Source organism: Acidovorax sp. GW823-FHT01C06 (assembly GCF_058798375.1).
In genome coordinates this window covers 315,139-341,489 of record NZ_JBXAKN010000001.1, presented here as the reverse complement: position 1 = coordinate 341,489, position 26,351 = coordinate 315,139, and the positions used below count along the sequence as shown (strand labels likewise).

The window sequence follows — 26,351 nt, the reverse complement described above, 5'->3', positions numbered from 1 at the left end:
AGGGCACCCCAGCATGGCCAAGTTCTTTATCGACCGACCCATCTTTGCATGGGTGATCGCCCTGTTCATCATGGTGATGGGCGGCGTGGCGATCACGCAGCTGCCCATCGCGCAGTACCCACCGGTGGCTCCGCCAGCCATCGTCATCAACGCGGCCTATCCGGGCGCATCCGCGCAAACGCTCGAAGACAGCGTGCTGTCGGTCATCGAGCGCGAGATGAACGGATCACCGGGGCTGATCTACATGGAATCCGTCGCCCAGGCCGACGGCTCCGGCAGCATCACGCTGAGCTTCCAGCCCGGCACCAATGCCGATCTGGCCCAGGTGGATGTGCAGAACCGCCTCTCGCGCGCCACGCCACGGCTGCCCTCGGCCGTGACACAACAGGGCGTGCGCGTGGACAAATCGCGCTCCAACTTCCTGCTGTTCACCATGCTCTCGTCGACCAACCCGGCGACGGACACGGTGGCCCTGGGCGACTACGCGTCGCGCAACATCGTCCCCGAGCTGCAGCGGCTGCAGGGCATCGGCCAGGCACAGCTGTTCGGCACGGAACGCGCCATGCGCATCTGGATCGACCCCGCCAAGATGGTGAGCTTCAACCTTTCGGCCGCCGAAATCACCGCCGCCATCCGCGCCCAGAACGCCCAGGTGGCCAGCGGCACGATCGGCGACCTGCCCAACATCGCGGGCCAGGGGATTGCGGCCACGGTGGTGGTCAACGGCCAGCTCTCCAGCGTGGAGCAGTTCGGCAACATCGTGCTGCGCGCCAACACCGACGGCTCCACCGTGCGCATCAAGGACGTGGCGCGCGTGGAGCTGGGGGGCCAGGCCTACGCCACGGCCGCGCGACTGAACGGCAAGCCCGCCGTGGGCATTGGCGTCCAGCTGTCGCCCAGCGGCAATGCCCTGGAAGCCGCGAAAGCCGTGCGCACCAAGATGAATGAGCTCTCGCGCTACTTCCCCGAAGGCATGAGCTGGAGCATTCCCTACGACAGCTCGCGCTTCGTGGACATCTCCATCAAGCAGGTGGCCGAGACCCTGCTGGAAGCGGTGGCGCTGGTGTTCCTGGTGATGTTCCTGTTCCTGCAGAACTGGCGCTACACCATCATCCCCACCATCGTGGTGCCGATCGCTCTGCTGGGCACCTTCGCCACGCTGCTGGCGCTGGGCTTCTCGATCAACGTGCTGACCATGTTCGGCATGGTGCTGGTGATCGGCATCGTGGTGGACGATGCCATCGTGGTGGTGGAAAACGTCGAACGCATCATGAGCGAGGAAGGACTGTCCCCGCTCGAGGCGACGCGCAAGGCCATGCGCCAGATCTCGGGCGCCATCATCGGCGTGACCGTGGTGCTGATCTCGGTGTTCGTGCCGCTGGCCTTCTTCGCGGGCTCCACGGGCAACATCTACCGCCAGTTCTCGGCGGTGATGGTGGCCTCCATCGGCTTTTCCGCCTTCATGGCCCTGTCGCTCACGCCGGCCCTGTGCGCCACGCTGCTTAAGCCCGTGGAAGCCGGGCACCACCACGAGAAGACCGGCTTCTTCGGCTGGTTCAATCGCGGCTTTTCGCGCACCGCCAAGGGCTATGAAGGCTTCGTGGCGCGCATGCTCAAGCGGGCAGCACGCTACCTCGTCATCTACGCCGCCATCATTGGCGCCGTCGCCGTGGTGTACATGCGCCTGCCCACCTCGTTCCTGCCCAGCGAAGACCAGGGCAACATCATCGTCAACGTGCAGCTGCCCCCCGGCGCGACGCAAGAGCGCACGCTGGCCGTGATGCAGCAGGTCGAGGAGTTCATTCTCAAGCAGCCCGAAGTGCAGAGCATGGTGGGCGTGCTGGGCTTCAGCTTCTCCGGCCAGGGGCAGAACGCCGCTCTTGCCTTCGTGACCTTGAAGGACTGGAGCGAACGCCACGGCCCGGGCCAATCGGCGCAGGACGTTGCCAACCGGGCCTTCGGCGGCCTGATGGGAATCCGCGATGCGTTCATCTTCCCGCTGAGCCCGCCTCCCATTCCCGAGCTGGGCAATGCCAGCGGCTTCACGTTCCGCCTGCAGGACCGCGGAGGCGCCGGCCACGAGGCGCTCGTGAAGGCACGCAATCAGCTGCTGGGCATGGCCTCGCAAAGCAAGGTGCTCACGCAGGTGCGCCCGGACGGCCTGGAAGACGCGCCACAGCTGCAGATCGACATCGACCGCGACAAGGCCAACGCCCTGGGCGTGCCGTTCGATGCCATCAACTCCGCGCTGTCGACCGCGCTGGGCTCGAGCTATGTGAACGACTTCCCGAACCAGGGCCGCCTCCAGCGCGTGGTCGTGCAGGCCGACGCGCCTTCGCGCATGCAGCCCGACGATCTGCTGAAGATCAACGCCGCCAACAGCCAGGGCAAGCCGGTGCCGCTCTCTGCCTTCGCCACCACCCGCTGGGTCAATGGCGCGCAGCAGACGGTGCGCTACAACGGCTATCCCGCCATGCGGATCTCGGGCTCGCCAGCCCCCGGTTTCAGCACGGGCGCCGCCATGGCCGAGATGGAAAAGCTCGCGGGCCAGCTGCCCGCAGGCTTCGGCTTTGAATGGACCGGCCAGTCGCGCGAGGAAAAGCTGGCGGGCTCCCAGTCGCTGATCCTCTACAGCTTCGCCATCCTGGCCGTGTTCCTGTGCCTGGCCGCGCTGTACGAAAGCTGGTCGATTCCGCTGGCCGTGATCCTGGTGGTGCCCCTGGGCGTGCTGGGCGTGCTGCTGGCGACCCTGCTGCGGGGCTATGCCAATGACGTGTACTTCCAGGTGGGCCTGATCACCATCATCGGCCTGTCGGCGAAGAACGCCATCCTGATCATCGAATTTGCCAAGGACCTTCAGGCCCAGGGCAAGGGCGTGATCGAGTCGGCGCTGGCGGCCGCGCACCTGCGGTTCCGCCCCATCGTGATGACCTCGATGGCGTTCGGGCTGGGCGTGCTGCCGCTGGCCATCGCGTCGGGCGCGGGCTCGGCCAGCCAGCGCGCCATCGGCACGGGCGTGCTGGGCGGAATGATCACGGGCACGGCACTGGCCGTGTTCTTCGTGCCCGTGTTCTTCGTGGTGGTCCGCAGCCTGTTCAAGGGGAGCGCGCGCCAGCAGGAAATGAACCGCCGCCACGCAGAAGAAGCAGGAGTTGGAACCCATGACTAATCACCGCAGCACCTCCATCGCACTGGCAGCGGCAGCGCTGCTGGCCGGCTGCTCGTTCATCCCCGTCTACGAGCGACCCGCGGCCCCCGTGCCGGCCACGTACACCACGGCGGCTTCCGCCAGCGGCACCACGCAGGGCGCTGCGGCCGCGGCCCCCTGGCAGGACTATTTCGCCGAGCCCCGGCTGCGCCAGCTCATCGACGCCGCGCTGGCCAACAACCGCGATCTGCGCGTGGCCGTGCTCAACATCGAACAGGCACGCGCCACGTTCCAGGTGCGCCGGGCCGACCTGTACCCGGGCGTGGGCCTGGCGGCCAACGCCAGCCGCGCACCGGCCGCGGGCACGGGCGACCTGACCAACTCGTTCAGCGTCGGACTTGCGGTTTCGGCCTGGGAGATCGACTTCTTCGGCCGCATCGCCAGCCTCAAGGAGCAGGCGCTCGCGCAGTACCTTGCCACCGAAGAGGGCCGCAATGCGGCGCAGGTCAGCCTGGTGGCCGCCGTGGCCAACGGCTGGCTGAACCTGCTGGCCGACGAGGAGCTGCTGGACCTGTCGCGCCAGACCCTCGCGTCGCGCGAGGAATCGGTGCGCCTCACGCGCATGCGGCTGGACGCGGGCGTGGCCTCGGAGCTGGACTTCCGCCAGGCAGAGTCCCTGACCCAGGCGGCACGCGCCACCCTGGCGCAGCAGCAGCGCCAGCGCGCGCTGGACGAGAACGCCCTGGCCCTGCTGCTCGGACAGTCCCTGCCCGACGACATCCGCGCCAGCCTCACGGGCAGCCGGCTGGCCGCTGCGCCTGCCATGGCGCAGTTGCCCGCAGGCCTGCCGTCCGAACTGCTGACGCGCCGCCCCGACATCCGCCAGGCAGAGCAGCAGCTGATCGCAGCCAACGCGAACATCGGCGCGGCGCGGGCCGCGTTCTTCCCGCGCATCTCGCTCACGGCCCAGGCAGGCACCGCCAGCGGCGAACTGTCGGGCCTGTTCAAGAGCGGCTCGTGGGGGTTCACGATCGCGCCGTCCCTGCTGCTGCCCATCTTCGACGCGGGCCGCAACCAGGCCAACCTCGAGAGTGCGCAAGCCGGGCGGGGCATCGCCATCGCGCAATACGAAAAGGCCATCCAGACGGCCTTCCGCGAAGTCTCGGATGCGCTGGCGGGCCAGGCCACCCTGGGTGAGCAGGCCGAGGCCCAGCAACTGCAGGCCCAGGCGGAAGGCGCGCGGCTGCAGCTGGCCGATCTGCGCTACCGCAACGGCGTATCGAGCTACCTGGACCTGCTGGACGCCCAGCGTTCCCTGTTCGCCACGCAGCAGGCCGTCGTGCAGGTCAAGCTCGCGCAGCTGCAAAACCAGGTGGCGCTGTACAAGGCCCTGGGCGGCGGCGCGCCCGAAGCCGCTGCGGTGGCGGGCAATCCGTCCTGACGCGCACGGCGGCGCCAGGCCACGCGCGCCCGCACCGCAGGGTGGCGGCGCGCGCGGGCTGTCTCGCGCATCTGGCGCGGCGCCTGTGCGATGCTCACGGGGAGGCACCAGCCCCGCAGATATAATTGAGGGTTGATTTCATCAAAGCCCCCCGATACACCCTGAGGACGTCATGAGCGACAACCACCACGAAGAAGCCCATACCGGCCCGATCAAGAACCCCAAGCAGTTGCTGGTCGCGGTACTTTTCTCGTTTGTGATTCCGATCTTTGCCATCATTGGCTTGGTCCTGTATGTCACGTCGGCCGACAAGCCGGCCGCTGGCGCAGCCAATCCCGAGAAGGCCATTGCCGAGCGCATCCAGAAGGTGGGCATGGTCGAAATCCGCGATGCCAACCGCCCCCTGCGAAGCGGCGAAGACGTCTACAAGGGCCAGTGCGCGGCCTGCCATGCCACAGGCGCCGCGGGGGCTCCCAAGTTCTCGGACGCCGCTGCCTGGTCGGCCCGCATCAAGACCGGCTTTGAAGCGCTGGTCCAATCCGCGCTGAAGGGCAAGGGCGCCATGGCGCCGCAAGGCGGCGGCGACTTCAACGACACCGAAATCGCGCGGGCCGTCGCATACATGGCCAACGCCGCCGGCGCCAAGTTCGCGGAACCCGCGGCACCCGCCGGAGCAGCCCCCGCGGCTGCCGCCGACGCCGCGTCCGCAGCCCCTGCCGCTACGGCGGCCGCAGCAGCGCCCGCTGCCGAAGCCGCTCCTGCTGCTGCAGCAGCAGCGCCCGCTCCTGTGGCCGCTGCCGCCGCAGGCGCTGGCGAAGCCCTGTACAAGCAGGCGTGCCAGGTGTGCCACGCGGCTGGCGTGGCCGGCGCCCCCAAGTTTGGTGACAAGGCCGCCTGGTCGGCCCGCCTGCCTGCCGGCATCGATGCGCTGTATAACAGCGTGGCCAAGGGCAAGGGTGCGATGCCTCCCCGCGGTGGCGCCGCTCAGGCGTCGGATGCCGATCTGCGTGCCGCCGTCGAGTTCATGGCCGCGGCCGCCAAGTAAGCCCTTCTCTCCCGCATGCGGCGGAGCGCCGCGCGGGCCCATGAAAAAGCCGGTTCTGTGGACCGGCTTTTTTACTTTCTGCGCCCTGGTTCCTTCTCTTTCTTCTTCAGGTGCGCGCCATGCCCGCCCTGGGCGCCCGCCCCTGCATTCCACCAGCGCTCCAGCGGCCATGCGGGCTCATGACGAAGCCGTAGCGCCCCGGCAAATCCTCTGCCCGCACATCCAGCGGTACCCAGCGGCCCGCCTCCACCGCCTCGGCGGCCAGGGGCACGTCCAGGGTGTGCACCAGCCCCACGCCCAGCTCCGACTCCAGGTAGACCCGCCCCTGCGCATCCACCAGGCAGTCCTGCACCGCGGCCCCCCGGCCGGTGTGGGAAAGCACGGAAAAATCCGGCTGTATGCGCCACACGAGGGGCGTGGCTTCCAGTTCCACATACACGCGCTGCGGCCCGTTCTGGAAAAACCATTGCCCCTGCGCGTCGTGCTCGTAATTGCGCGCGATGAATTCGACCAGCTTTTCATGCTGCAGCAGGGACCCCTTGCTGCGCGGAAAGGGGCCTGCGGCCTGGACCTGGTCGTCGCGCAGGTACCAGTGGCCGCGCGCATCCAGGCCGAGCCATCCGTAGCAGTCGGGCACGTTGGGCCACTTGGCCAGCGCCTGCTTGACGATGTCATCCATGCGGCGATTGTGCTCCCGCGCGCGCCACGGCCCCCGCATGCTCTGCCAGCCATCCCCCGACTGCGTCGGGCATGGCGCGCACATGCCCCGGCAAGCGCCCGTGGGCAAAGCCGACATGGCCGCCGTGCGGGGGCTGCCAGAGCGTGACGAACCCGTTGGCCACCTCCTGCGGCAGCGGCAGGCTGGCGGCCGGAACGAACGGGTCGTTGCGCGCATTGACGACCAGGGCAGGAAGGCGGATGCGGTGCAGCAGCGGCTTGGCGGAGGCGCGCAGCCAATAGTCTTCGGTGTTGCGAAAGCCGTGCAGCGGTGCGGTGAACACGTTGTCGAACGCATACAGGTCACGCGCCGCCATCAGGGCCTGCCGGTCGAACAGCGCCGGGTGCTGCGCCAGCTTCTGCAGCGCCTTGGGCACCAGGGTGCGCATGAACATGCGCGTGTAGACCTGCCGGTTGAAGCCGCGCCCGATCGCGTGCCCGCCTGCGGCCAGGTCGATGGGCGAGCACACGGCGGCCACCGCGTCCGCGCTGCGCGCGGCGTCCTCGCCCACTTCGGCGGCCCAGCGCAGGAGCGCGTTTCCCCCCAGGGAGACACCCACCGCCATCAGCGGCCCCCTGTGCGATGCACGCAGGCGCTGCAGCATCCAGCCGATCTCGGCGTGGTCGCCCGAGTGGTAGGCGCGCGGCGCACGGTTGATCTCGCCACTGCACCCCCGGAAATGCGGCAGCGCGCAGGCCCAGCCCTGCTCGCGCGCCAGGTCGGCGAACGCTTCGCAGTAGTGGCTGCGCGACGAACCCTCCAGGCCATGGAAGACCACCAGCAACGGCCGGGGCGCGCCGGCCGCCGCCACGCCATCCTGCAGGAAGTCCACATCCACGAAGTCACCATCCGGCGTCTCCCAGCGCTCGCGGCGGTACTCGGGGCGGGGCCCGAACACCCGGCGCGAGTACAGGGCCGGCCAGATGGTCTGGAGCTGGCCTCCGGGCAGCCAGCGGGGTGCTACATATTTCATAGCTGCCAGCGCTTACAGTTCCGGGGCAAGAAGGCAAAAAGGCTCGAACATGGGAAGGCCATCGGCTCAATGGAGCACGGGCCGCTGCGCGTCCGCCGTCTGCACGTCCGGCGCGGCCCCGGGGCTGGCGTGGTGCGCCACCATGCGCCAGCCTTCGGGGGTCTTGTGGTAGACGTTGGTGGCCAGCACCACGGCCTGGTGCAAGCCGTCGGGCAGCATCACCTCCACCTGTTCGGCGACGCTGTGCACGGCGCTGGTGAGGGCCACCACCCGGTGCACCTGCACGGGCCGGGCCCGCACCGTGCCATGCGAAAACATGGCCTCGAATGCCGCCCGGATCGCCCCCGCGCCCAGCAGCCGCGGCCCGCCGGGGTGCACGCAGACGATGTCGTCCTCGTCGGCCCAGCAGGACATCAACAGCTCGATGTCGCCACGCTGCAGGGCCTCGTAGAACGCGGCTTCGGTTTCGTCCGAGGAACCTCCGAGGGTGGCGGCGCTGGAGCGGGGACGGGGCATGGTGATCGGCAGGATGGGGTGAAGGAAAGGCATGGCGGCCGGGGGCCCGTCCACGCGCAGGGCACTATTGTGCGGCCATCCCCTTGCGGGCGTGGTGACCATGTGCGGCCTGCCCGGCACCGGAAAGCGGTGGCGGCACGCGCACTTGTTGCAGAATCTGCCGGGCGGCCACTGTCTGGCCCATTCGCACCCCGGTCCCTTGTCCTGACTCCACCTGGCGAACACCACCATGATGATGAAACGCATCCTTGCACTTCTGGCAGCCGTGCTGGCCCTGAGCGGCTGCGGCTACAACGACTTCCAGCGCCTGGACGAGCAGTCCAAGGCCGCATGGAGCGAGGTCCTCAACCAGTACCAGCGCCGTGCCGACCTGGTGCCCAACATCGTCGCCACCGTCAAGGGCGAGGCGAACTTCGAGCAGGAAACCCTGACCCGCGTGGTCGAGGCGCGCGCCAAGGCCACCTCGATCCAGGTCACGCCCGAAACCCTGAACAACCCCGAGGCATTCAACAAGTTCCAGCAGGCGCAGGGCGAATTGTCGGGTGCGCTGTCTCGGTTGATGGCGGTCTCCGAGCGGTATCCCACGCTGCAGGCCAACCAGGGCTTCCGGGACCTGCGCGTCACGCTGGAAGGCACCGAGAACCGCATCACCGTGGCGCGCAACCGCTACATCCAGACCGTGCAGGAGTACAACGTGCTCGCGCGCAGCTTCCCCACCAACCTGACGGCCATGGCCTTCAGCTACCAGCCCAAGCCCAGCTTCACGGTGGCCAACGAGGCCCAGATCTCCGCGCCCCCCACCGTGGATTTCTCCGCCTCCAAACCCAAGCCCTGAGCGGACTTGCCCTTCCACCGGACAACCGAGAAAATATGCCCCTAGCGCTTATCCACAAAGCGCTGATAGCTATATTTTTTATAGCATTCGCCTTGCCCTGGGCCCGGGCCGATGGGGGCCTGCTACCCGTGCCTGCGCTCACCGGCCCAGTCATCGACCAGACCGGCACGCTGGACGCCGCCGACACGGCGGCGCTGGAAGCGCAGCTGCGCGCGCTGGAGCAGGCCCGGGGTGCCCAGATCGTGGTGCTCATGGTGCCCACCACCGCCCCCGAAGACATCGCGTCGTTCGCCAACCGCGTGGGCAACACGTGGAAGATCGGCCGCAGGGAGGTGGGCGATGGCGTTCTGGTGATCGTCGCCAAGAACGACCGCAAGATGCGCATCGAGGTCGCCAAGGCCCTGGAGGGCGCCATCCCCGACATCGCGGCGGCGCGCATCATCGACGGCGCCATGAAGCCCAGATTCCAGCAGAACGACTATGCGGGCGGCCTGCGCGACGCCATCGCCCAGCTTGGCGCGCGCATCGCCGGCGAGGCACTGCCTGCGCCCACGGATACCGGCACAGGCCCATCGACGCCGCAGGACAGCGGCCGCGGAGGCTTCGACTGGACCGACCTGGCGATCTTCCTGTTCTTCGGCGTGATGGTGGCCGGTCCGCTGGCGCGCAGCATCTTCGGCGGCCGGCTGGGAGGCCTGTTCATGGGTGGGGGCGTGGGCTTTCTTGCCTTCGTGTTCACGTCCAGCCTGCTGGTGGCCGGCGGCGCGGGGATCATCGCACTGCTCTACACCTGGCTCTTCAGCGGCGTGGGCGGCGGCGCCCGGCAGGGCCGAAACGCCGGCCCGATCGGCGGCTGGGGCCATGGCGGCGGCGGTGGCTGGGGAGGCGGCACCAGCGGCGGCGGCGGGGGCTTCAGCTCCGGAGGGGGTGGAGATTTTGGTGGCGGCGGCGCCTCGGGAGACTGGTGACATGGGCCCTGAAACTGCAGCACCCTCGACCTTCCCGGGCCTGGCCACCGCCCTGTGGCGCCTTGCGCAGCATCGCTGGGGCGAACCCGGTGCACGCCGTGCGCTCTCCAGCGAAGCCCTGGAGCGGCTGGCCGCGCGGGTTGCGGCCAGCGAGCGGCGGCACACGGGCCAGATCCGCATCGTCGCCGAAGCCAGCCTGCCCTGGAGCTACCTGCGCCGCCATGCCAGCGCGCGCGAACGCGCCATCATGCTGTTCAGCAAATACCGCGTGTGGGACACCGAGCACAACAACGGCGTGCTGATCTATCTGCTGCTGCCCGAGCATGCGATAGAGATCGTGGCCGACCGGGGCCTGACCCGCCACGTGGCGGGCAGCGAATGGCGCGATGTGATCGCACAGATGTCCACCCACTTCCGCCAGCGGCACTACGAGGAAGGCCTCGCGCAAGCCATCGAGGCCGCGTCGTCCCGCCTGGGCAGGCACTTCCCGCTGACATCGGACACGCCCGGCGACAACGAATTGCCGGACGCCCCCGTGGTGCGCTAGGAGTCCACCCGGCTGCAGCCCGGGGCGCACCGAGCGCCGCCGGAGACGGGCGGGCGGACCGTGCGCGCCGGGACCGCGTGCGAGGGACGCAGGTGCGCCGCCACCCTTCGCAAGGGTGCGGCAGCCGCCGCGACGGCCTTTCCCAAGCCATTCACACTGTCCCAAACTCGCACCAGGGTTTTCCTCTAAAAACGGCTTCGAATGCCGCGTCGTGCCGCGAAATCCGACGGGTTGCGGCAGAGTTCCCTCTTCATTGTTTCCAATACTGGAACAGTTAGTTTGCGACCCGGTGGTTTTTCTTCGCGCCCCATCCACGTACAGTTCATCCCATCGATGAGCCGAACCCGCAAGGCGACTCACCGAACCCGGTTTGAAGCAGTTGTCACTTTCCGCTTTGTCCCGGTTTTTCTGAGACGCTTTTTTAACTTCAAGGATTTTCATCATGAACACGACCGCACGTTTCCTCTCCATCGCCGCTGTGGCTGCTTTCGCTTCTTTTGGTGCCCAGGCCGACGAGGCCGATGCCTCGCAGTTCGCCACGAAGTTCGACACCAACCGCACCCGCGCCGAAGTGGCCGCCGAAGCCGCCACCGTGGCCCAGACCCGCTCCATCGAGCCCGCAGGTTCGCGTGTGGTGACCTACCAATCCACCGCCGACCGCGCCGCCGTGCGTGCCCAGGCCGCAGATGCCGTGCGCACCGGCCAGATCCCTTCGGGCGAGCGTGGTTGATCAGCGTTTGATTCGCTGAATCCAGGCCCTCTCCTGCTGCGTATTTCCCAGTACATCGCCCTCATTTTTTTGAATTTCACCGGAGTTTCACCATGAACAAGACCGCACGTTTCCTCTCCATCGCCGCCGTGGCCGCTTTCGCTTCTTTCGGTGCCCAGGCTGATGAAGCCGATGCTTCGCAGTTCGCCACGAAGTTCGAGACGAACCGCACGCGCGCCGAAGTGGCCGCCGAAGCCGCCACCGTGGCCCAGACCCGCTCCATCGAGCCCGCAGGCTCGCGCGTGGTGACCTACAAGTCCACGGCCGACCGCGCTGCCGTGCGTGCACAGGCTGCTGAAGCCGTGCGCACCGGCCAGATCTCGGCGGGCGAAATCGGCAACGCCATGTAATGCCCAGATCCCGCATGCGGCGCATGCGGGACGGAAGGTGCAGATGCAAGCCAAAAAGGCTGGGGCCCCGCGAAGGGCCCCGGCCTTTTTCGCATGGGCCGGTCGGTCACAATGGCCGGGCTGATGGTTCCCACCACGCCGCCGCCATGCCCCCCTTCCAATCCATCGACCACGTCATGCTGCGGCTCCCTGCGGCAGAGCCTCTGTTCGAACTGTTCAGCCGAACCTTCGGCCTGCCCGTGGCGTGGCCCCTGCAGCGCACCGGCTTCGCCACCTATGGCTGGGTGCACGTGGGCAACACGGACCTGGAGTTCTGGGCGGCAGCCGACAATGGCGACCTGCCGGCCTGCGCGCGGCCGCCGCTGGTCCATGGTTTCGCATTGGAGCCCTCCGGGCCCTTGCCCGGCGCCATGGCCCACGCCACCTCGCTGGGCATCGCCTGCAAACCTGCCCGCCCCTTCCAATCTGCAGGCCACCGAGGCGAAGTGGTCACGAACTTCACCAACTCTGTCCTACTGGATCTGTCAGCCCCCAGCTGTTGCGTGTTCTTCTGCGAATGGGCACCGGGCGCCCCCATCTACCCCTGGGACGATGCCACCACACCCGTGGAACGCCGAATGCGGCACAGGCAGGTGCTGGAGGCAAGCGGTGGCGGCCCCCTGGGGTTGCTCGGACTGCACGCGGTCCGCATGGGCACGCCGGATCTGGCGGCCCATCGGCGCCAATGGCAGGCGCTGAGCTGCTCTTCTCCCGGCGGCCACTCCATCGCGCTCACCCCGGAGGTCTCGCTGGAACTGGTGCCGGGCGAGCACCTGCGGATTGAATCGCTGTCCTTCAGGGTCCGTTCGCTGGCCGTGGCACGCGCCTTTCTGGCCCACCACCAACTGCTGGGGGCCGGCACGGAGGATGATCAGCTTGGCGTGGCCTGCGAAGGCCTGCACATCCATCTGGTGGAGGCACCGGCTCCGCCCGGCGTCCGCGGCTGCGGCTGCGGCAGTCCATGAAACACCTGCGCCCGCCCAGGCGCTGCAGCCCGGACAGCGCGGGGTGTGGAGGCTCCTTCATTGCATTGCGGCATAAAAAAACCCGGCAAAGCCGGGTTTTCTCTGGGCAGATCCGCGAGGGCCTGAATTGCTTACTTCTTCTGGCGGAACTTGCGCAGTGCCGCGATCTGCGCAGCCATCACCGCCAGTTCGGACTGCGCCTTGGCCAGATCGATCTCGCTCTTGGCATTCTTCAGTGCTTCCTCGGCAGAGGCCTTGGCAGCATTGGCCTTCTCGTCGTCCAGGTCCTTGCCGCGGATGGCGGTGTCGGACAGCACGGTCACACAGTTGGGCTGCACTTCCAGAATGCCACCGGCCACGAAAACGAACTCTTCGCTGCCGTCGGCCATTTCGATGCGCACCGAGCCCGGCTTGATGCGCGTGATCAGCGGGGTGTGGCGGGGAAAGATGCCCAGTTCGCCAGCTTCGCCAGGCAGCGCGACAAAGCGTGCTTCACCGGAGAAGATGGACTCTTCGGCACTGACCACATCAACGTGGATGGTGTTCATCATTGCTCCTAGGAAAAGGTGGGTTGCTTGATTGCTGAAGGCCGAGCGGCGGTAGGCTGCTCAGCCGCCGGGCAATCAGGCCACCTTCTTGGCCTTTTCGAAGGCTTCGTCGATGGTGCCCACCATGTAGAACGCCTGTTCCGGCAGGTGATCGCATTCGCCGTTCACGATCATCTTGAAACCACGGATGGTTTCCGACAGGGGAACGTACTTGCCTGGCGAGCCCGTGAACACTTCGGCCACGTGGAAAGGCTGCGACAGGAAACGCTGGATCTTGCGCGCGCGGGCCACGGCCAGCTTGTCTTCAGGAGCCAGTTCGTCCATGCCCAGAATGGCGATGATGTCGCGCAGTTCCTTGTAGCGCTGCAGCGTGCCTTGCACCGCACGGGCCGTGGCGTAGTGGTCTTCGCCCACGACGTTCGGGTCCAGCTGGCGGCTGGTGGAGTCCAGGGGGTCCACGGCAGGGTAGATACCCAGCGAGGCGATATCACGCGACAGCACCACGGTCGAATCCAAGTGGGCGAACGTCGTGGCAGGCGAGGGGTCGGTCAAGTCATCGGCTGGCACGTACACGGCCTGGATGGAAGTGATCGAACCCACCTTGGTGGACGTAATACGCTCTTGCAGGCGGCCCATTTCCTCGGCCAGCGTAGGCTGGTAGCCCACGGCGGAAGGCATGCGGCCCAGCAGGGCGGACACTTCGGTACCGGCCAGCGTGTAGCGGTAGATGTTGTCCACGAAGAACAGCACGTCACGGCCTTCGTCACGGAAGGACTCGGCGATGGTCAGGCCGGTCAGCGCCACGCGCAGACGGTTGCCTGGGGGCTCGTTCATCTGGCCGTACACCATGGCAACCTTGGACTCTTCGAGCTTCTCCAGGTTCACCACGCCGGAATCGGCCATTTCATGGTAGAAGTCGTTCCCTTCGCGGGTACGCTCGCCCACACCAGCGAACACCGACAGACCGCTGTGGGCCTTGGCGATGTTGTTGATGAGCTCCATCATGTTCACGGTCTTGCCCACGCCGGCACCACCGAACAGACCCACCTTGCCGCCCTTGGCGAACGGGCACACCAAGTCGATCACCTTGATGCCGGTTTCCAGCAGCTCTTGCGAAGGCGACAGTTCGTCGTACGCAGGGGCCTTGCGGTGGATGGATGCCGTCAGTTCCTGGCTCACGGGACCACGTTCGTCGATGGGCGCGCCCAGCACGTCCATGATGCGGCCCAGCGTCGCCTTGCCCACGGGCACGGTGATGGAGTTGCCGGTGTTGGTCACCATGATGCCGCGGCGCAGGCCGTCGGACGAACCCAGCGCAATGGTACGCACCACGCCGTCGCCCAGCTGCTGCTGCACTTCCAGCGTCAGGGTCGAACCGTCGAGCTTCAGAGCGTCGTAAATCTTGGGCATCTGGTCGCGTGGGAACTCAACGTCCACCACAGCGCCGATACATTGAACAATCTTGCCTTGCACTTGAGCCATTTTTCGCTCCAATAAAGATGTTGGTTGAGCTGCTTACACAGCAGCGGCGCCAGCCACGATTTCCGAAAGTTCTTTCGTGATCGCTGCCTGGCGCGTCTTGTTGTAGACCAGCTTCAACTCGCCAATGACGCTGCCGGCGTTGTCGGTGGCGGCCTTCATGGCCACCATGCGTGCCGACTGCTCGGACGCCATGTTTTCCGCAACCGCTTGGTAGATCAGGGACTCGACATAGCGGACCAGCAGATCGTCGATCACGGTCTGTGCATCGGGCTCGTAGATGTAGTCCCAGCCATGCTCGGTCTTCTCGGCCTGCATCTGCGCGGACGACAGGGGGAGCAGCTGCTCCACCACCGATTCCTGCTTCATGGTGTTGATGAACTTGGTGTACGAGAGGTACACCGCGTTGATCCTGCCTTCCGCATAGGCGTCGAGCAGCACCTTGACCGGGCCGATCAGCTTGTCCAGATGGGGCGTGTCGCCCAGGCCCGTCACGTGCGAAACCACCTTGGCACCGACACGGTTCAGGAAACCCAGGCCCTTGTTGCCGATGGCAACCGCCTCGGTGGACACGCCAGCGCCCTGCAGCTCACGCAGCTTGGACGTCACGACGCGCAGCACGTTGGTGTTCATGCCACCGCACAGGCCCTTGTCGGTCGTCACCACGATCACGCCGGCCGTCTTGGCATCGTTCACCTTCATGAACGGATGCACATATTCCGGATTGGCGTGGCCGAGGTTGGCTGCAATGTTGCGGATCTTCTCGCTGTAAGGGCGGGCAGCCCGCATCCGTTCCTGCGCCTTGCGCATTTTGGATGCAGCCACCATTTCCATGGCTTTGGTGATCTTCTTGGTGTTTTCCACCGATTTGATCTTGCCGCGTATTTCCTTGCCTGCTGCCATGATGGATCCTCGTCCGGTTTAAGCGAACGACTTCTTGAACGCGGCGATGGCAGCGGTCAATTCGGCTTCTGCGTCCTTGTCCATGGCCTTGGCCTGTTCCAGCTTGGCCAGCAGTGCGGCGTGGCTGGTCTTCAGGAACTGGTGCAGGCCGTGTTCGAAGTCGAGAACCTTCTTGACGTCGATGTCGTCCATGAAGCCCTTGTTCACTGCAAACAGCGTAGAGGCCATCAACGAAATGGACAACGGGCTGTACTGCGCCTGCTTGAGCAGTTCGGTCACGCGGGCACCGCGGTCCAGCTGCTTGCGGGTGGCTTCGTCCAGATCGGAAGCGAACTGCGCGAACGCAGCCAGTTCACGGTACTGGGCCAGGTCGGTACGGATACCGCCGGACAGGTTCTTCACCAGCTTGGTCTGGGCAGCACCACCGACGCGCGACACCGAGATACCGGCGTTGATGGCGGGGCGGATACCGGCGTTAAACAGGCTGGTTTCCAGGAAGATCTGGCCGTCCGTGATCGAGATCACGTTGGTAGGCACGAAAGCGGACACGTCGCCGGCTTGCGTTTCGATGATCGGCAGTGCGGTCAGCGAACCGGTCTTGCCCTTGACTTCACCCTTGGTGAAGGCTTCGACGTAGTCGGCGTTCACGCGGGCTGCGCGCTCGAGCAAACGGCTGTGGAGATAGAACACGTCGCCAGGGTAGGCTTCGCGGCCTGGTGGGCGGCGCAGCAGCAGCGACACCTGGCGGTAGGCAACAGCCTGCTTGGACAGGTCGTCATACACGATCAGGGCGTCTTCGCCACGGTCGCGGAAGTACTCGCCCATCGTGCAGCCCGAGTAGGCCGACACGTACTGCATGGCGGCCGATTCGGAGGCCGATGCGGCCACGACGATCGTGTATTCCATGGCGCCGGCTTGTTCCAGCGCGCGCACCACGTTCTTGATCGACGAAGCCTTCTGGCCGATGGCGACGTAGATGCAGGTCACGCCCTGGCCCTTCTGGGCGATGATGGCGTCGATAGCCACGGCGGTCTTGCCGGTCTGGCGGTCGCCGATGATCAGCTCGCGCTGGCCACGGCCCACGGGCACCATCGAGTCGATGGACTTCAGGCCGGTCTGCAGGGGCTGGTCCACCGATTTACGGGCGATCACGCCCGGCGCGACCTTTTCGATCACGTCGGTGAGCTTGGCGTTGATGGGACCCTTGCCGTCGATAGGCTGGCCCAGGGCGTTCACCACGCGGCCGATCAGCTCGGGGCCGACCGGCACTTCCAGAATGCGGCCCGTGCACTTGACGGTGTCGCCTTCGGAGATGTGTTCGTACTCACCCAGAATCACGGCGCCGACAGAGTCGCGCTCGAGGTTCAGGGCCAGGCCGTAGGAGGGCTGGCCGTCCTTGGTGGCGGGGAACTCGAGCATTTCGCCCTGCATCACGTCCGACAGGCCGTGAACGCGCACGATACCGTCGGACACGGACACCACGGTACCCTGGTTGCGGATATCGCTGCTGGCGGCCAGACCTTCGATGCGGCTCTTGATGAGTTCAGAAATTTCTGCGGGATTGAGTTGCATGACTCTTTCCTTCTTTCTTTGGTTCGCTGTCCTCGCCGCGCGTTACGCGGTGAGGGCCGCTTTCATTTGTTCAAGACGGGCCTTGACCGAAGTGTCCAGCACCTCGTCACCCACCACTACGCGAATGCCACCGATCAGGGATTCATCCAGCTGAACGGTGAGATTGAGCTTGCGGCCAAAGCGCTTTTCCAGCGCAGCGCTGACCTCGGCCAATGCTGCTGCGTCCATCGGAAAGGCGCTGTGCACCACGGCATCCGAAGAGCCGCTGCGGCGATTCACGAGGGCACGGAACTGCGCGGCGACTTCCGGCAGCGCGTTGAGGCGCCCGTTGTCGATGACCGTGCGCAGGAAATTCTTGGCCGTGTCGGACAGCGCCGAACGCGCAACCCCCGTGACAACGGCAAACACCTGGTCTGCCGTCACCTTGGGGTTGTCCGCCAGCTGACGCAACTGGGGGTTGGCGGCAATGGCCGCCAGTTCATCGACCCAGGCAGCGGTGCTGGCCAGGTCCATGCCCGCACCCGCGGTAGCGGCCTTGAACAGGGCATCGGCGTAGGGGCGGGCAATGGTGGCGAGTTCAGCCATGTGTGTCCCCTTACAGCTCGGTCTTCAGGCGGTTGAGCAGGTCGGCGTGAACGCCGGCATTGACTTCCTTGCGGAGAATCTGCTCAGCACCCTTGACGGCCAGCGCAGCCACCTGCTCGCGCAGGGCTTCGCGGGCTTGCACCGTTTGCTGTTCGGCTTCGGCACGGGCGGAAGCAACGATCTTGTTGCCTTCTTCCGTGGCGCGTGCCTTGGCTTCTTCGATGATGGCCTGGGCACGTCGGTCGGCGTCCGCAAGACGCGAGGCCGTTTCGTTGCGTGCCTGTGACAGTTCCTTCTCGACGCGCTGGTTCGCAGCGGTCAGTTCGGACTTGGCACGGTCGGCAGCAGCGAGGCCTTCGGCGATTTTCTGGGCTCGTTCATCCAACGCCTTCGCGATCGGGGGCCACACGAATTTCATCGTGAACCACACCAGGATCAGGAAGACGATGGCCTGAATGAACAGGGTCGCGTTGATACTCACGGCAACACCTTTCTAGAGTGGCGTTGAGTGGGAATTACTTGGGCAGGTTGACCAAGAACGTGGAGACGAAGGGGTTGGCGAATGCGAACAGCAGGGCGATGGCCACGCCGATCAGGAAAGCAGCGTCGATCAGACCGGCCAAGATGAACATCTTGGTTTGCAGTTCGTTGATCAGCTCAGGCTGACGTGCCGACGATTCGAGGAACTTGCCACCCATCAGTGCGATACCGATGGAAGCGCCGATAGCGCCCAGACCAACGATCAGACCACAAGCCAGAGCGACGAGACCGAGAATGTTTTCCATGATGACTCCTGAGTTAAAAAAGAAAGGTTGAAAAGGAAAGAGAAACGAAAGGGAACCGTTAGTGCGCGTTGTGCGCCTGACCGAGGTAGATCAGCGCAAGCATCATGAAGATGAAGGCTTGCAGCGAGATCACCAGAATGTGGAACAGCGTCCAGATGGTGCCAGCGATGACGTGGCCCACAGGCAGCAGCACACCCGACAGCGACAGTGCAGCCGCGCCACCCATCAGGGCGATCAGCATGAACACCAGTTCGCCAGCGTACATGTTGCCGAACAACCGCATGCCATGCGACACGGTGTTGGCGACATATTCAATGACCTGCATGAGCAGGTTCACCACGCCCAGGATCAGGGCGAAGATGGGATTCTTGCTGGTGCCGAACGGGGCCGACACGAGTTCGTGCGCCCAGCCGCCAGCGCCCTTGATCTTGACGCTATACCAGAAGCGCAGCACCAGGATGGCGAACGCCAGGCCCAGGGTGGTGGACAGGTCGGCCGTGGGCACGACGCGCAGGTAGGCGTGGTGCGGGTCGTGGCCGGCGGCGCCATAGATCTGGGCCCAGATCGCGGGCAGCAGGTCCACGGGCAGCATGTCCATGAAGTTCATCAGGAAGATCCAGACGAACACCGTGAGGCCCAGGGGGGCGATGAACTTGCGGCTTTCGGCGTTGTGGATGTTGGCCTTGGCCTGGTTGTCCACCATCTCGACCAGCATCTCCACAGCCGCCTGGAAGCGGCCCGGCACGCCGGAGGTTGCCTTACGGGCAGCTGACCACAGGATCAAAAGAGTGAGGGCACCCAGAACCAAACCCACGATGATCGAGTCATAGTTGATGACCGTGAAGTCAACAATCTTGGTCTGGTTGATGTTTTGAAGATGCTGCAGGTGGTGAACGATGTATTCACTTGCAGTCGGAGCGTGCGCTTCTGCGGCCATCGGACAACTCTTCTCTCTATCAATCGGTTTTTCGGACACCGGGCCGCACCAACAGTGCCACCCAGTACGTTTTCATTGTGATCACCATGCCTACCAGCAGGGCAATCCAGTTCAGGCCCGCCACCAGCCGGGGTGCCGCTGCGAGCAGCGCCACCGTCAACACGATCTTGGCGATTTCCCAACCAAAGAACCCCACCATGGCGGCACGCGGATTGGAAGACGCCTTGTGGCGCAACACCCCCCGTGCAAACAAGCCAGCCGGAACCACCACCGCCAGAGCGCCATAAGCCGCAGACCAGCCCACCGACGCCCTGCCCGTCAGAAGCCAGGCCACCAGGGCCACCAGCATCCCGACCAGCGCCTGACCCGCCACCACCTTCCATACGGAGATGGGAGGATTGCGACTACGCCACTGTTCGGCCTCTTGGGCCGTCAGGGGCTTGAAGTCAGATTCTTCAGCCTCAGTTTCAGTCTCAGGCGCGATTGTTTTCATTGTTGAATGACGCCCGCGTTACAGACTGCAACTTTCACAAAGCCTCTAATTATAAGTAAAAACCCGTGGCGCTCGACAAAGACCCGCAACCCCGGTCCAAAACCGGTGCGCAAGCCTGCGCCGTTGTGGTGACGGGCCAACGGCTTTTTCCCTTTCCCTGCGGCCCCCGCGCACCGATCTGGCGCACGCCGCCCGGCCAGGGTTTTCACAACGGACACGCCGTTGAAGCACAATGGCAAAGCCCTGCCAGCTCCTGAAACCGAAGCACTTTCCGCCATGACATCCTCCAGCCTGCCGCCTGAAAACGGCCCCGACACACAGCCTAACGATCCCCGCAAGGACTCTCTGATCGAATACCCCTCCAGGTTCCCGATCAAGGTCATGGGTGCGAAGGTGGATGGCTTCGTGCATGCCGTGACGGAACTGGCCCGCCAGTTCGACCCGACCTTCGACGCTGGCACCATTGAACTGCGCGACAGCCGGGCCGGCAATTACCTCGGAGTTACCATCACCATCACCGCGACCAGCCGGGAGCAGCTCGACAATCTGTACCGCGCGCTGTCGTCGCACCCCATGGTGAAGGTGGTGCTGTAAGGCCCGCGCCCGCATCAGCCAGACAGAGATAGATAGAGATAGCACTCATGGCCATCGACCTTCGCGTGCTTGGCCGCGTGGACTATGCCGCCACGGTGCAGGCCATGCAGGACTACACGGCCACCCGCGCAGCCGAGACCGTGGATGCGCTATGGATATGCGAGCACGCGCCGCTGTACACCCAAGGGCTGGCCGGCAAAAGCGACCACCTCCTGCACCCCGGAGATATTCCTGTCGTTGCCACCAACCGGGGGGGCCAGGTCACTTTCCATGGCCCCGGCCAGGTCGTGGCCTATCCCCTGATCGACCTTCAGCGCGCGGGCTACTTCGTCAAGGAGTATGTGTACCGCGTGGAGGAAGCCGCGATCCGCACGCTGGCGCACTTTGGCGTCACGGGCCATCGCGTCGCCGGGGCCCCCGGCATCTACGTGCGCCTGGACGACCCGCACAGCCATGCACTGCTGCCGCAGCGCCCCCAGAAGCGCCCGGAGAACGGCGCCATCGCCGCGCCGGACTTCACGGGCCTGGGCAAGATCGCGGCCCTGGGCATCAAGGTCAGCCGGCACTGCACCTACCACGGCGTGGCGCTCAACGTGGCGATGGACCTGGAACCCTTTGAGCGCATCAACCCTTGCGGTTACGCAGGATTGCGAACGGTGGACCTTTCTACAATCGGGGTCCACACCACCTGGGAGGAAGCCGCACAGGTGCTGGGCCAGCAGCTCAGCATCCGGCTCGCGCCCTGAACCGCCTACACGCCATGAGCACCCCTGAAGTCGTCCGCGAAGCGCAATCCACAGAAGCCTACAACCCGCTGGCCAAGCAGAAGGCCGCGGCCAAGCTGTCGCGCATCCCCATCAAGGTGGAGCAGGGCGAGGTGCTCAAGAAGCCTGAATGGATCCGGGTGAAAGCCGGCAGCCCGACAACGCGCTTCTATGAAATCAAGGAGATCCTGCGCGAGCACAAGCTGCACACGGTCTGTGAGGAAGCCTCCTGCCCCAACATCGGCGAATGCTTCGGCAAGGGCACGGCCACCTTCATGATCATGGGCGACAAGTGCACGCGACGCTGCCCGTTCTGCGACGTGGGCCACGGCCGCCCCGATCCGCTGGACAAGGACGAGCCGCTGAACCTGGCCAAGACCATCGCCGCCCTCAAGCTCAAGTACGTGGTGATCACCAGCGTGGACCGCGACGACCTGCGCGACGGCGGCAGCGGCCACTTCGTGGAATGCATCCAGAACATCCGCGAACTGTCGCCCGCCACGCAGATCGAGATCCTGGTGCCCGACTTCCGGGGCCGCGACGACCGCGCGCTCGAGATCCTCAAGGCCGCGCCGCCCGACGTGATGAACCACAACCTGGAGACCGCGCCCCGCCTGTACAAGGAAGCGCGCCCCGGCTCCGACTACCAGTTCAGCCTGAACCTGCTCAAGAAGTTCAAGGCGCTGCACCCCAAGGTACCGACCAAGAGCGGCATCATGGTGGGCCTGGGCGAGACAGACGAAGAGATCCTGCAGGTGATGCGCGACATGCGCGCGCACGACATCGACATGCTGACCATCGGCCAGTACCTGTCGCCCAGTAACAGCCATCTGCCGGTGCGCCGCTACGTGCATCCCGACACCTTCAAGATGTTCGAGCAGGAGGCCTACAAGATGGGCTTCAGCCACGCTGCGGTGGGCGCCATGGTGCGCAGCAGCTACCACGCGGATCAGCAGGCGCACGCCGCAGGCGTCGCCGCCGCCTAGTCCGAACGCCTCGCGAAGCCAGGCGGCCGGGGCCTTCGCCCCCTAGCGGGCAGCGGCGGGCCGGGGCGCACCCGTGGGCTGCGCGGGCAGCGTGGCACGCGGGCGTGCCGGCGTATCGGCAACCGCCCTCGCCTTGTCCACGGCGATCGATACAGGGACTTCGGCGGGACACAGATCGGCGGGGTCGATGCCACTGCGCTGCTGGCCCGCGTCTGCGGGCGAGGGCATGTCGGTCCGGCTCACATTCAACGCGGCCAGCAGCTGCCCCATCGCGCCCAGGGTCCGCGCCTGCGCCACCACCTGGTCGTAGCGCGCGTTGACATAGGCCCGGCTCGCCTGGAATGCCTCGTTCTGCGTGTCCAGCAAATCCAGCAGGGTGCGCTGCCCGAGATCGAATTGCTGGCGGTAGGCTTCCCGGGCCTTTTCCGTCGACAGGCGGTGCTGGTCCAGATAGGTCATCTGCTCCACCAGCCTCCGCGCATCATTGAACGCGATCGCCGTGGTCTGGCGCACGTCCCTGCAGGCCTTTTCCTTCAACTCCCGGGCCTGGAACTTGTTCTCCACCGCCTGCTGCTCCCGCGCCTTGTCGGCACCGCCCCTGAAGAAGTTGTAGGTCAGCACCAGCTCCACGGTGCTGTCGCGCGAGCGCCCCTGCTCCCCGATGAGGTTGCGGTCCCACGACTGGCGGGCCCTGAAGTCGACCCGGGGCATGAAGCCGGCCTTCTGCGATGCAATGCCTGCCTCGCTGGCCAGCATGTTCTCGATGGCAGCGTTGATCGTGGGACTGTTGTTGAGCGCAAGGGCCACCACCTCGTCGGTCTTTTGCGGCAGCTGGGTGAGCCGAAAGCCTTCGGGCAAGGGCGGCAGCGCGGGCGGCGGCAGCTCGCCCACCAGCCGCTGGTAGCGGGCGCTGACATCGTGCAGGTTGGAGATTTCCGTCAGCAGATTCGACTCCGCCAGCGCGAGGCGGCCCGTCGCCTGTTCGAGATCGACGCGGCGCCCCACACCCGCGGAAGTGCGCTCGTCAATCTGGTTGGTGGTCAGCTTGTGCTCCACATAGTTCTGCTTGGCCTGCTCCACCAGTTCGCGGTACCGCGCCACATCGGCATAGGCGCGCACCGCTTCCAGCGCCGCTGTCTCGGAGGCCTCCACCAGTTCGTAGTACCGCGTGAGCTTGGCGTGGCCGAGCCGCCGCACTTCACTGCTGGTGAAGAAGCCATCGAACAGCATCTGGTTCAGCGTGAGCGCCGCGCCGGTATGGTGGTACGAGCCCGTGCTGCCGGAAGGCCGCACACGGTTCTCGCGGCCGGTGCTGGCCACCGCGTCCAGCTGGGGAAGGAAGCCGGCGCGCGCAACGCTTCGCTCTGAATCGGCTGCCCGGAAACCGAACCATCGCGCCTGGACGTCCGGGTTGCTCACCACCGCCTTTCGGGCTGCGTCCACAAGGCCTTCCGGGAGAGCTTGTGCGGATGCACTAGTGCTGACCACGACGGCCGCGGCGATCAGGGTAAGAGGAAGTTTCATGACAACTCCGAATCATTTGTGATGCAGAATTGAAACGTAGCATTTCGATTGAAACTCGCACAGTTTTTTTTTACAACTCTGCAACTACTGGTTGAATCCAGTTACTTCCGCGCAAGGTAGCCGCGTTCCGCGTGTTCCATGCATTTCCTGCAGCCACTTTTCCAGCACGCGCCCCGGGCCACCGCGCACTTCCGGGTGGTGCTGGCATTGGCCGTCGCAACCCTGCTGGGGGCCGTATTCAGCGCCCCTGACCTGGACAGGATTCAAGCCCTCGCCCTCCAGCGCCACGGCCCCAAGGGGGCCGAGCAGGTCAGCGCCTGGCGCGCCATGCTCAACGAGGGCCAGCACCTGAGCGAGGTGGACAAGCTCGCCCACGTCAACAGCTTCTTCAACCGCCGCATGCTGTTTGAAAGCGATGCGGTGGTCTGGCAGCAAAACGACTACTGGGCCACGCCGCTGGAGTTCATGGGGCGCGGCGCGGGCGACTGCGAAGACTTCTCCATCGCCAAGTACATCACGCTGCTGCACATGGGCGTGCCCAACGACAGGCTGCGGATGATCTACGTGAGGGCCCGCATCGGCGGCCCCGGCAGCAGCAAGAGCGAAGCCCACATGGTCCTGGGCTACTACGCCCATCCGGCCGAAGAGCCGGTGGTGCTGGACAACCTGATCACGGCCATCCGCCCGGCCTCGTCCCGGCCGGACCTGTCCCCCGTGTTCAGCTTCAACAACGAAGGGCTGTGGGTGTCCGGCGCATCCACATCGTCGGCAGACCCGACGACGCGGCTGTCACGCTGGCGCGACGTACTCGAACGCATGCGGCAAGAGGGTTTCTGACCCCTGCACCAATCACCGGAGATAGCGACCATGTCACTCACCAAACAACTCTGGCTTGCCATCGGACTGGTCATGGCGCTGGCCTTTGGAGGCAGCATGCTCGTCAGCGTCCTGTCCGCGCGGCACTACCTGCAGCAGCAGCTGCAGATCAAGAACTTCGACAACGCCACGTCACTGGCGCTGGCGCTTTCGCAGCTCGACAAGGACCCGGTCACGGTGGAGCTGCAGGTCGCCGCGCAGTTTGACGCTGGCCACTACCGCTTCATCCGCATCGCCTCGCCCACGGGCCAGACGCTCGTGCAGCGCACCTTCGACGGGCAGCTGGAAGGCGCGCCCGGCTGGTTCGCCCGGCTGATCCCGATCAGCGCGGAGCCTGGCAGGGCGCTGATCCAGGATGGATGGAAACAATATGGAACGCTGACCCTCGCAAGCCACGACCAGTACGCCTACCGCAGCCTCTGGAGCGGCACGCTGGAGCTGCTGGCCTGGTTCGTCCTGGGCAGCCTTGTCGCGGGCGGCGCGGGAACCATCGCGGTGCGCCGTATCACGCGCCCCTTGCGCGATGTGGTCGCGCAGGCCGAGGCCATAGCGGAGCGGCGTTTCATCAAGATCACGGAGCCGCGGACACCCGAACTGCGCAGCGTGGCGCGGGGCATGAACGACATGGTCGCGCGCCTGCGGTCCATGTTCGGGGAGGAGGCGGCCCGCCTGGAAGGGCTGCGCAAGAAGGTCAACCGCGATGCAGTCACCGGCCTCTCCAGCCGCGAGTACTTCCTGTCGCACCTGCGCGAAGCCCTGGAAGGCGAGCAATTCCTCTCATCGGGCAGCCTGGTGATTGTCCGCCTGGCCAATCTGGAGAGGCTGAACGCGCAACTGGGCCATCAGCGGGTGGATGCCCTGCTCAAGCACCTGGGCTCCGTGCTCTACAAGAGCGGCGAGGGCAAGCCCGGCCAGCGCGCGGGGCGCCTCAACGGCGGTGAGTTCGGCGTCCTGTGCCCCTCCACACCCTCCCCTTCCGAGGCCGCGCAGGATATCTTCGCGCGCCTGTCATCGCAATGGCTGCCCCACTGGTCTGCCACGGCCCCCGACCTGTTCCACATCTGCGCCGTGGGCTACCGGCGCCAGGAAACCCTGGGCGCGCTTTTCAGCCGGGCGGACGAGGCGCTGGCGCGGGCGCAATCCCTGGGCCCCAACAGCATGTTCGCCGACGAAGGCGAGCACCCCGCCGAGGCCCGCCCCGCCGAACAATGGCGCACGCTGCTGACCGAAGCCGTCACCGGTGGCAGGCTGCAGCTGGCCTTCTACCCCGTTGTCGACGGACGCGGCGAAGGCGCCATCCACCAGGAAGGCGTGATCCGCCTGGCGTCAGACGCCTCGGGCGCCCTGCTGTCCGCGGGCGACTTCATGCCGATGGCAGCGCACCTGAACCTCACAGCCCCCATCGACCTGCGCGTGGTGCGCCTGGCCATCGAGCACCTGCGCGGCACGGCCGGCGACATCGCGATCAACCTGTCGTCCGAGACCATCGCGGACTTCCACTTCCGCAACGAGCTGATGCAGTTGCTGCGCGCCTATCCCGACATCTGTCCACGCCTGCTTTTCGAGGTGCCGGAGTACGGGGTGTTCCGCGCCTTCGATGCGTTCAAGGAGCTTGCCCACACCCTGCAGCAACTCGGATGCCGCGTGGGCATCGAATACTTCGGCCAGCGGTTCACCGAAGGCAACAAACTCGCCGACCTGGGGCTGGACTACATCAAGGTGCATCCCAGCTATGTGCGCGGCATCGCGGGCAATCTGGGCAACCAGGAGTTCCTCAAGGGGCTGTGCAGCATCGCCCATGCCATTGGTATCCAGGTCATCGCGCTGGGGGTCGAATCGCGGGACGACCTGCCCCTGCTGGCCTCGCTGGGCTTTGATGGCGCCACGGGGCCGGGCATCCGTTGAGGCGTTCCGGCGGCGCCTGGCATCTTCCTTGCCATCCTCGCGCGCTGCCGCACGCAAGGGATGCCGCTCTGGCGCGGCGTCATGCG

At 65.8% G+C, this 26,351-nt stretch carries 27 protein-coding genes; 14 read left to right on the top strand and 13 right to left on the bottom strand.

Annotated features, from left to right (window positions below):
• Positions 1-13 precede the first annotated feature (13 nt).
• From AC1RCS_RS01585 to AC1RCS_RS01575, 3 genes are all read left to right on the top strand, one after another.
• The gene (locus AC1RCS_RS01585; protein WP_218298047.1) at positions 14-3,169 is read left to right on the top strand and encodes an efflux RND transporter permease subunit; all 3,156 of its coding nucleotides are present in this window, start codon (positions 14-16) and stop codon (positions 3,167-3,169) included.
• Positions 3,162-4,589, top strand: coding sequence for an efflux transporter outer membrane subunit (locus tag AC1RCS_RS01580; protein ID WP_492245743.1), 1,428 nt, complete (start codon positions 3,162-3,164; stop codon positions 4,587-4,589). Before AC1RCS_RS01585 ends, AC1RCS_RS01580 begins: the two co-directional genes overlap by 8 nt.
• Positions 4,590-4,761: 172 nt before the next feature.
• Positions 4,762-5,634, top strand: coding sequence for a c-type cytochrome (locus tag AC1RCS_RS01575; RefSeq protein ID WP_492245744.1), 873 nt, complete (start codon positions 4,762-4,764; stop codon positions 5,632-5,634).
• Positions 5,635-5,740: 106 nt separating this feature from the next.
• Here the strand turns inward: AC1RCS_RS01575 and AC1RCS_RS01570 are convergent, their stop codons facing one another.
• From AC1RCS_RS01570 to AC1RCS_RS01560, 3 genes are all read right to left on the bottom strand, one after another.
• Complete coding sequence (locus tag AC1RCS_RS01570) at positions 5,741-6,313, bottom strand: DUF2946 family protein (RefSeq protein ID WP_492245745.1); 573 nt, start codon at positions 6,311-6,313, stop codon at positions 5,741-5,743.
• Positions 6,306-7,325, bottom strand: a complete 1,020-nt coding sequence (locus AC1RCS_RS01565) for a YheT family hydrolase (RefSeq protein WP_492245746.1) — start codon at positions 7,323-7,325, stop codon at positions 6,306-6,308. The genes AC1RCS_RS01570 and AC1RCS_RS01565 overlap by 8 nt, the downstream gene beginning before the upstream one ends.
• Positions 7,326-7,391: 66 nt before the next feature.
• On the bottom strand, positions 7,392-7,841 hold the full coding sequence (locus AC1RCS_RS01560; protein WP_492245747.1) for a YybH family protein: 450 nt from the start codon (positions 7,839-7,841) through the stop codon (positions 7,392-7,394).
• Between the two features lie 235 nt (positions 7,842-8,076).
• On the opposite strand from AC1RCS_RS01560, the gene AC1RCS_RS01555 reads away from it, so the two are divergent.
• From AC1RCS_RS01555 to AC1RCS_RS01530, 6 genes are all read left to right on the top strand, one after another.
• A complete protein-coding gene (locus AC1RCS_RS01555; RefSeq protein ID WP_218341852.1) occupies positions 8,077-8,676 on the top strand; it encodes a LemA family protein in 600 nt (199 codons plus the stop codon).
• Positions 8,677-8,711: 35 nt separating this feature from the next.
• Complete coding sequence (locus AC1RCS_RS01550) at positions 8,712-9,644, top strand: TPM domain-containing protein (RefSeq protein WP_492245748.1); 933 nt, start codon at positions 8,712-8,714, stop codon at positions 9,642-9,644.
• A gap of 1 nt (position 9,645) precedes the next feature.
• The gene (locus AC1RCS_RS01545) at positions 9,646-10,191 is read left to right on the top strand and encodes a TPM domain-containing protein (RefSeq protein WP_492245749.1); all 546 of its coding nucleotides are present in this window, start codon (positions 9,646-9,648) and stop codon (positions 10,189-10,191) included.
• A 442-nt stretch (positions 10,192-10,633) separates the two neighbouring features.
• On the top strand, positions 10,634-10,921 hold the full coding sequence (locus tag AC1RCS_RS01540; protein WP_492255463.1) for a DUF4148 domain-containing protein: 288 nt from the start codon (positions 10,634-10,636) through the stop codon (positions 10,919-10,921).
• 92 nt (positions 10,922-11,013) lie between these two features.
• Positions 11,014-11,310, top strand: a complete 297-nt coding sequence (locus AC1RCS_RS01535; protein WP_218298038.1) for a DUF4148 domain-containing protein — start codon at positions 11,014-11,016, stop codon at positions 11,308-11,310.
• Positions 11,311-11,456: 146 nt separating this feature from the next.
• Positions 11,457-12,314: a hypothetical protein gene (locus AC1RCS_RS01530; RefSeq protein ID WP_492244698.1), complete on the top strand. Its 858-nt coding sequence runs from the start codon at positions 11,457-11,459 to the stop codon at positions 12,312-12,314.
• A 131-nt stretch (positions 12,315-12,445) separates the two neighbouring features.
• Here AC1RCS_RS01530 and AC1RCS_RS01525 read toward each other — a convergent pair whose 3' ends face one another.
• From AC1RCS_RS01525 to AC1RCS_RS01485, 9 genes are all read right to left on the bottom strand, one after another.
• A complete protein-coding gene (locus AC1RCS_RS01525) occupies positions 12,446-12,862 on the bottom strand; it encodes a F0F1 ATP synthase subunit epsilon (protein WP_218298036.1) in 417 nt (138 codons plus the stop codon).
• A gap of 75 nt (positions 12,863-12,937) precedes the next feature.
• A complete protein-coding gene (gene atpD, locus AC1RCS_RS01520; protein ID WP_055396243.1) occupies positions 12,938-14,344 on the bottom strand; it encodes a F0F1 ATP synthase subunit beta in 1,407 nt (468 codons plus the stop codon).
• Positions 14,345-14,377: 33 nt separating this feature from the next.
• A complete protein-coding gene (atpG, locus tag AC1RCS_RS01515; protein WP_492244699.1) occupies positions 14,378-15,244 on the bottom strand; it encodes a F0F1 ATP synthase subunit gamma in 867 nt (288 codons plus the stop codon).
• A gap of 18 nt (positions 15,245-15,262) precedes the next feature.
• Positions 15,263-16,816 carry a F0F1 ATP synthase subunit alpha gene (atpA, locus tag AC1RCS_RS01510; protein WP_055396240.1) on the bottom strand — a complete coding sequence of 518 codons (1,554 nt, stop codon included), beginning with the start codon at positions 16,814-16,816 and terminating at the stop codon, positions 15,263-15,265.
• A 42-nt stretch (positions 16,817-16,858) separates the two neighbouring features.
• Positions 16,859-17,401 (bottom strand): F0F1 ATP synthase subunit delta, encoded by a 543-nt coding sequence (locus AC1RCS_RS01505; RefSeq protein WP_218341840.1) that lies wholly within the window; start codon positions 17,399-17,401, stop codon positions 16,859-16,861.
• 10 nt (positions 17,402-17,411) lie between these two features.
• The gene (locus AC1RCS_RS01500) at positions 17,412-17,882 is read right to left on the bottom strand and encodes a F0F1 ATP synthase subunit B (RefSeq protein ID WP_007847746.1); all 471 of its coding nucleotides are present in this window, start codon (positions 17,880-17,882) and stop codon (positions 17,412-17,414) included.
• Between the two features lie 34 nt (positions 17,883-17,916).
• Positions 17,917-18,186 carry a F0F1 ATP synthase subunit C gene (atpE, locus tag AC1RCS_RS01495; protein ID WP_099657604.1) on the bottom strand — a complete coding sequence of 90 codons (270 nt, stop codon included), beginning with the start codon at positions 18,184-18,186 and terminating at the stop codon, positions 17,917-17,919.
• Positions 18,187-18,244: 58 nt separating this feature from the next.
• Positions 18,245-19,123, bottom strand: a complete 879-nt coding sequence (gene atpB / locus AC1RCS_RS01490) for a F0F1 ATP synthase subunit A (protein WP_218298033.1) — start codon at positions 19,121-19,123, stop codon at positions 18,245-18,247.
• 19 nt (positions 19,124-19,142) lie between these two features.
• Positions 19,143-19,616 (bottom strand): ATP synthase subunit I, encoded by a 474-nt coding sequence (locus tag AC1RCS_RS01485; protein ID WP_218298032.1) that lies wholly within the window; start codon positions 19,614-19,616, stop codon positions 19,143-19,145.
• 276 nt (positions 19,617-19,892) lie between these two features.
• Here AC1RCS_RS01485 and AC1RCS_RS01480 point away from each other — a divergent pair, with 276 nt between their 5' ends.
• From AC1RCS_RS01480 to lipA, 3 genes are read left to right on the top strand one after another with little or no spacing between them, the layout of a single operon-like run.
• Positions 19,893-20,210, top strand: a complete 318-nt coding sequence (locus AC1RCS_RS01480) for a YbeD family protein (RefSeq protein ID WP_218298031.1) — start codon at positions 19,893-19,895, stop codon at positions 20,208-20,210.
• A 47-nt stretch (positions 20,211-20,257) separates the two neighbouring features.
• Positions 20,258-20,956 carry a lipoyl(octanoyl) transferase LipB gene (gene lipB / locus AC1RCS_RS01475; RefSeq protein ID WP_369641159.1) on the top strand — a complete coding sequence of 233 codons (699 nt, stop codon included), beginning with the start codon at positions 20,258-20,260 and terminating at the stop codon, positions 20,954-20,956.
• A 14-nt stretch (positions 20,957-20,970) separates the two neighbouring features.
• Positions 20,971-21,960, top strand: a complete 990-nt coding sequence (gene lipA / locus AC1RCS_RS01470) for a lipoyl synthase (RefSeq protein WP_218298029.1) — start codon at positions 20,971-20,973, stop codon at positions 21,958-21,960.
• A 42-nt stretch (positions 21,961-22,002) separates the two neighbouring features.
• On the opposite strand, the gene AC1RCS_RS01465 is transcribed toward lipA, so the two are convergent.
• A complete protein-coding gene (locus AC1RCS_RS01465; protein WP_492244700.1) occupies positions 22,003-23,484 on the bottom strand; it encodes a TolC family outer membrane protein in 1,482 nt (493 codons plus the stop codon).
• A 138-nt stretch (positions 23,485-23,622) separates the two neighbouring features.
• Between AC1RCS_RS01465 and AC1RCS_RS01460 the strand changes: the two genes are divergently transcribed.
• Positions 23,623-24,321, top strand: coding sequence for a transglutaminase-like cysteine peptidase (locus AC1RCS_RS01460; protein ID WP_369641157.1), 699 nt, complete (start codon positions 23,623-23,625; stop codon positions 24,319-24,321).
• Between the two features lie 30 nt (positions 24,322-24,351).
• Positions 24,352-26,265, top strand: a complete 1,914-nt coding sequence (locus tag AC1RCS_RS01455) for an EAL domain-containing protein (protein ID WP_218298026.1) — start codon at positions 24,352-24,354, stop codon at positions 26,263-26,265.
• Positions 26,266-26,351 lie beyond the last annotated feature (86 nt).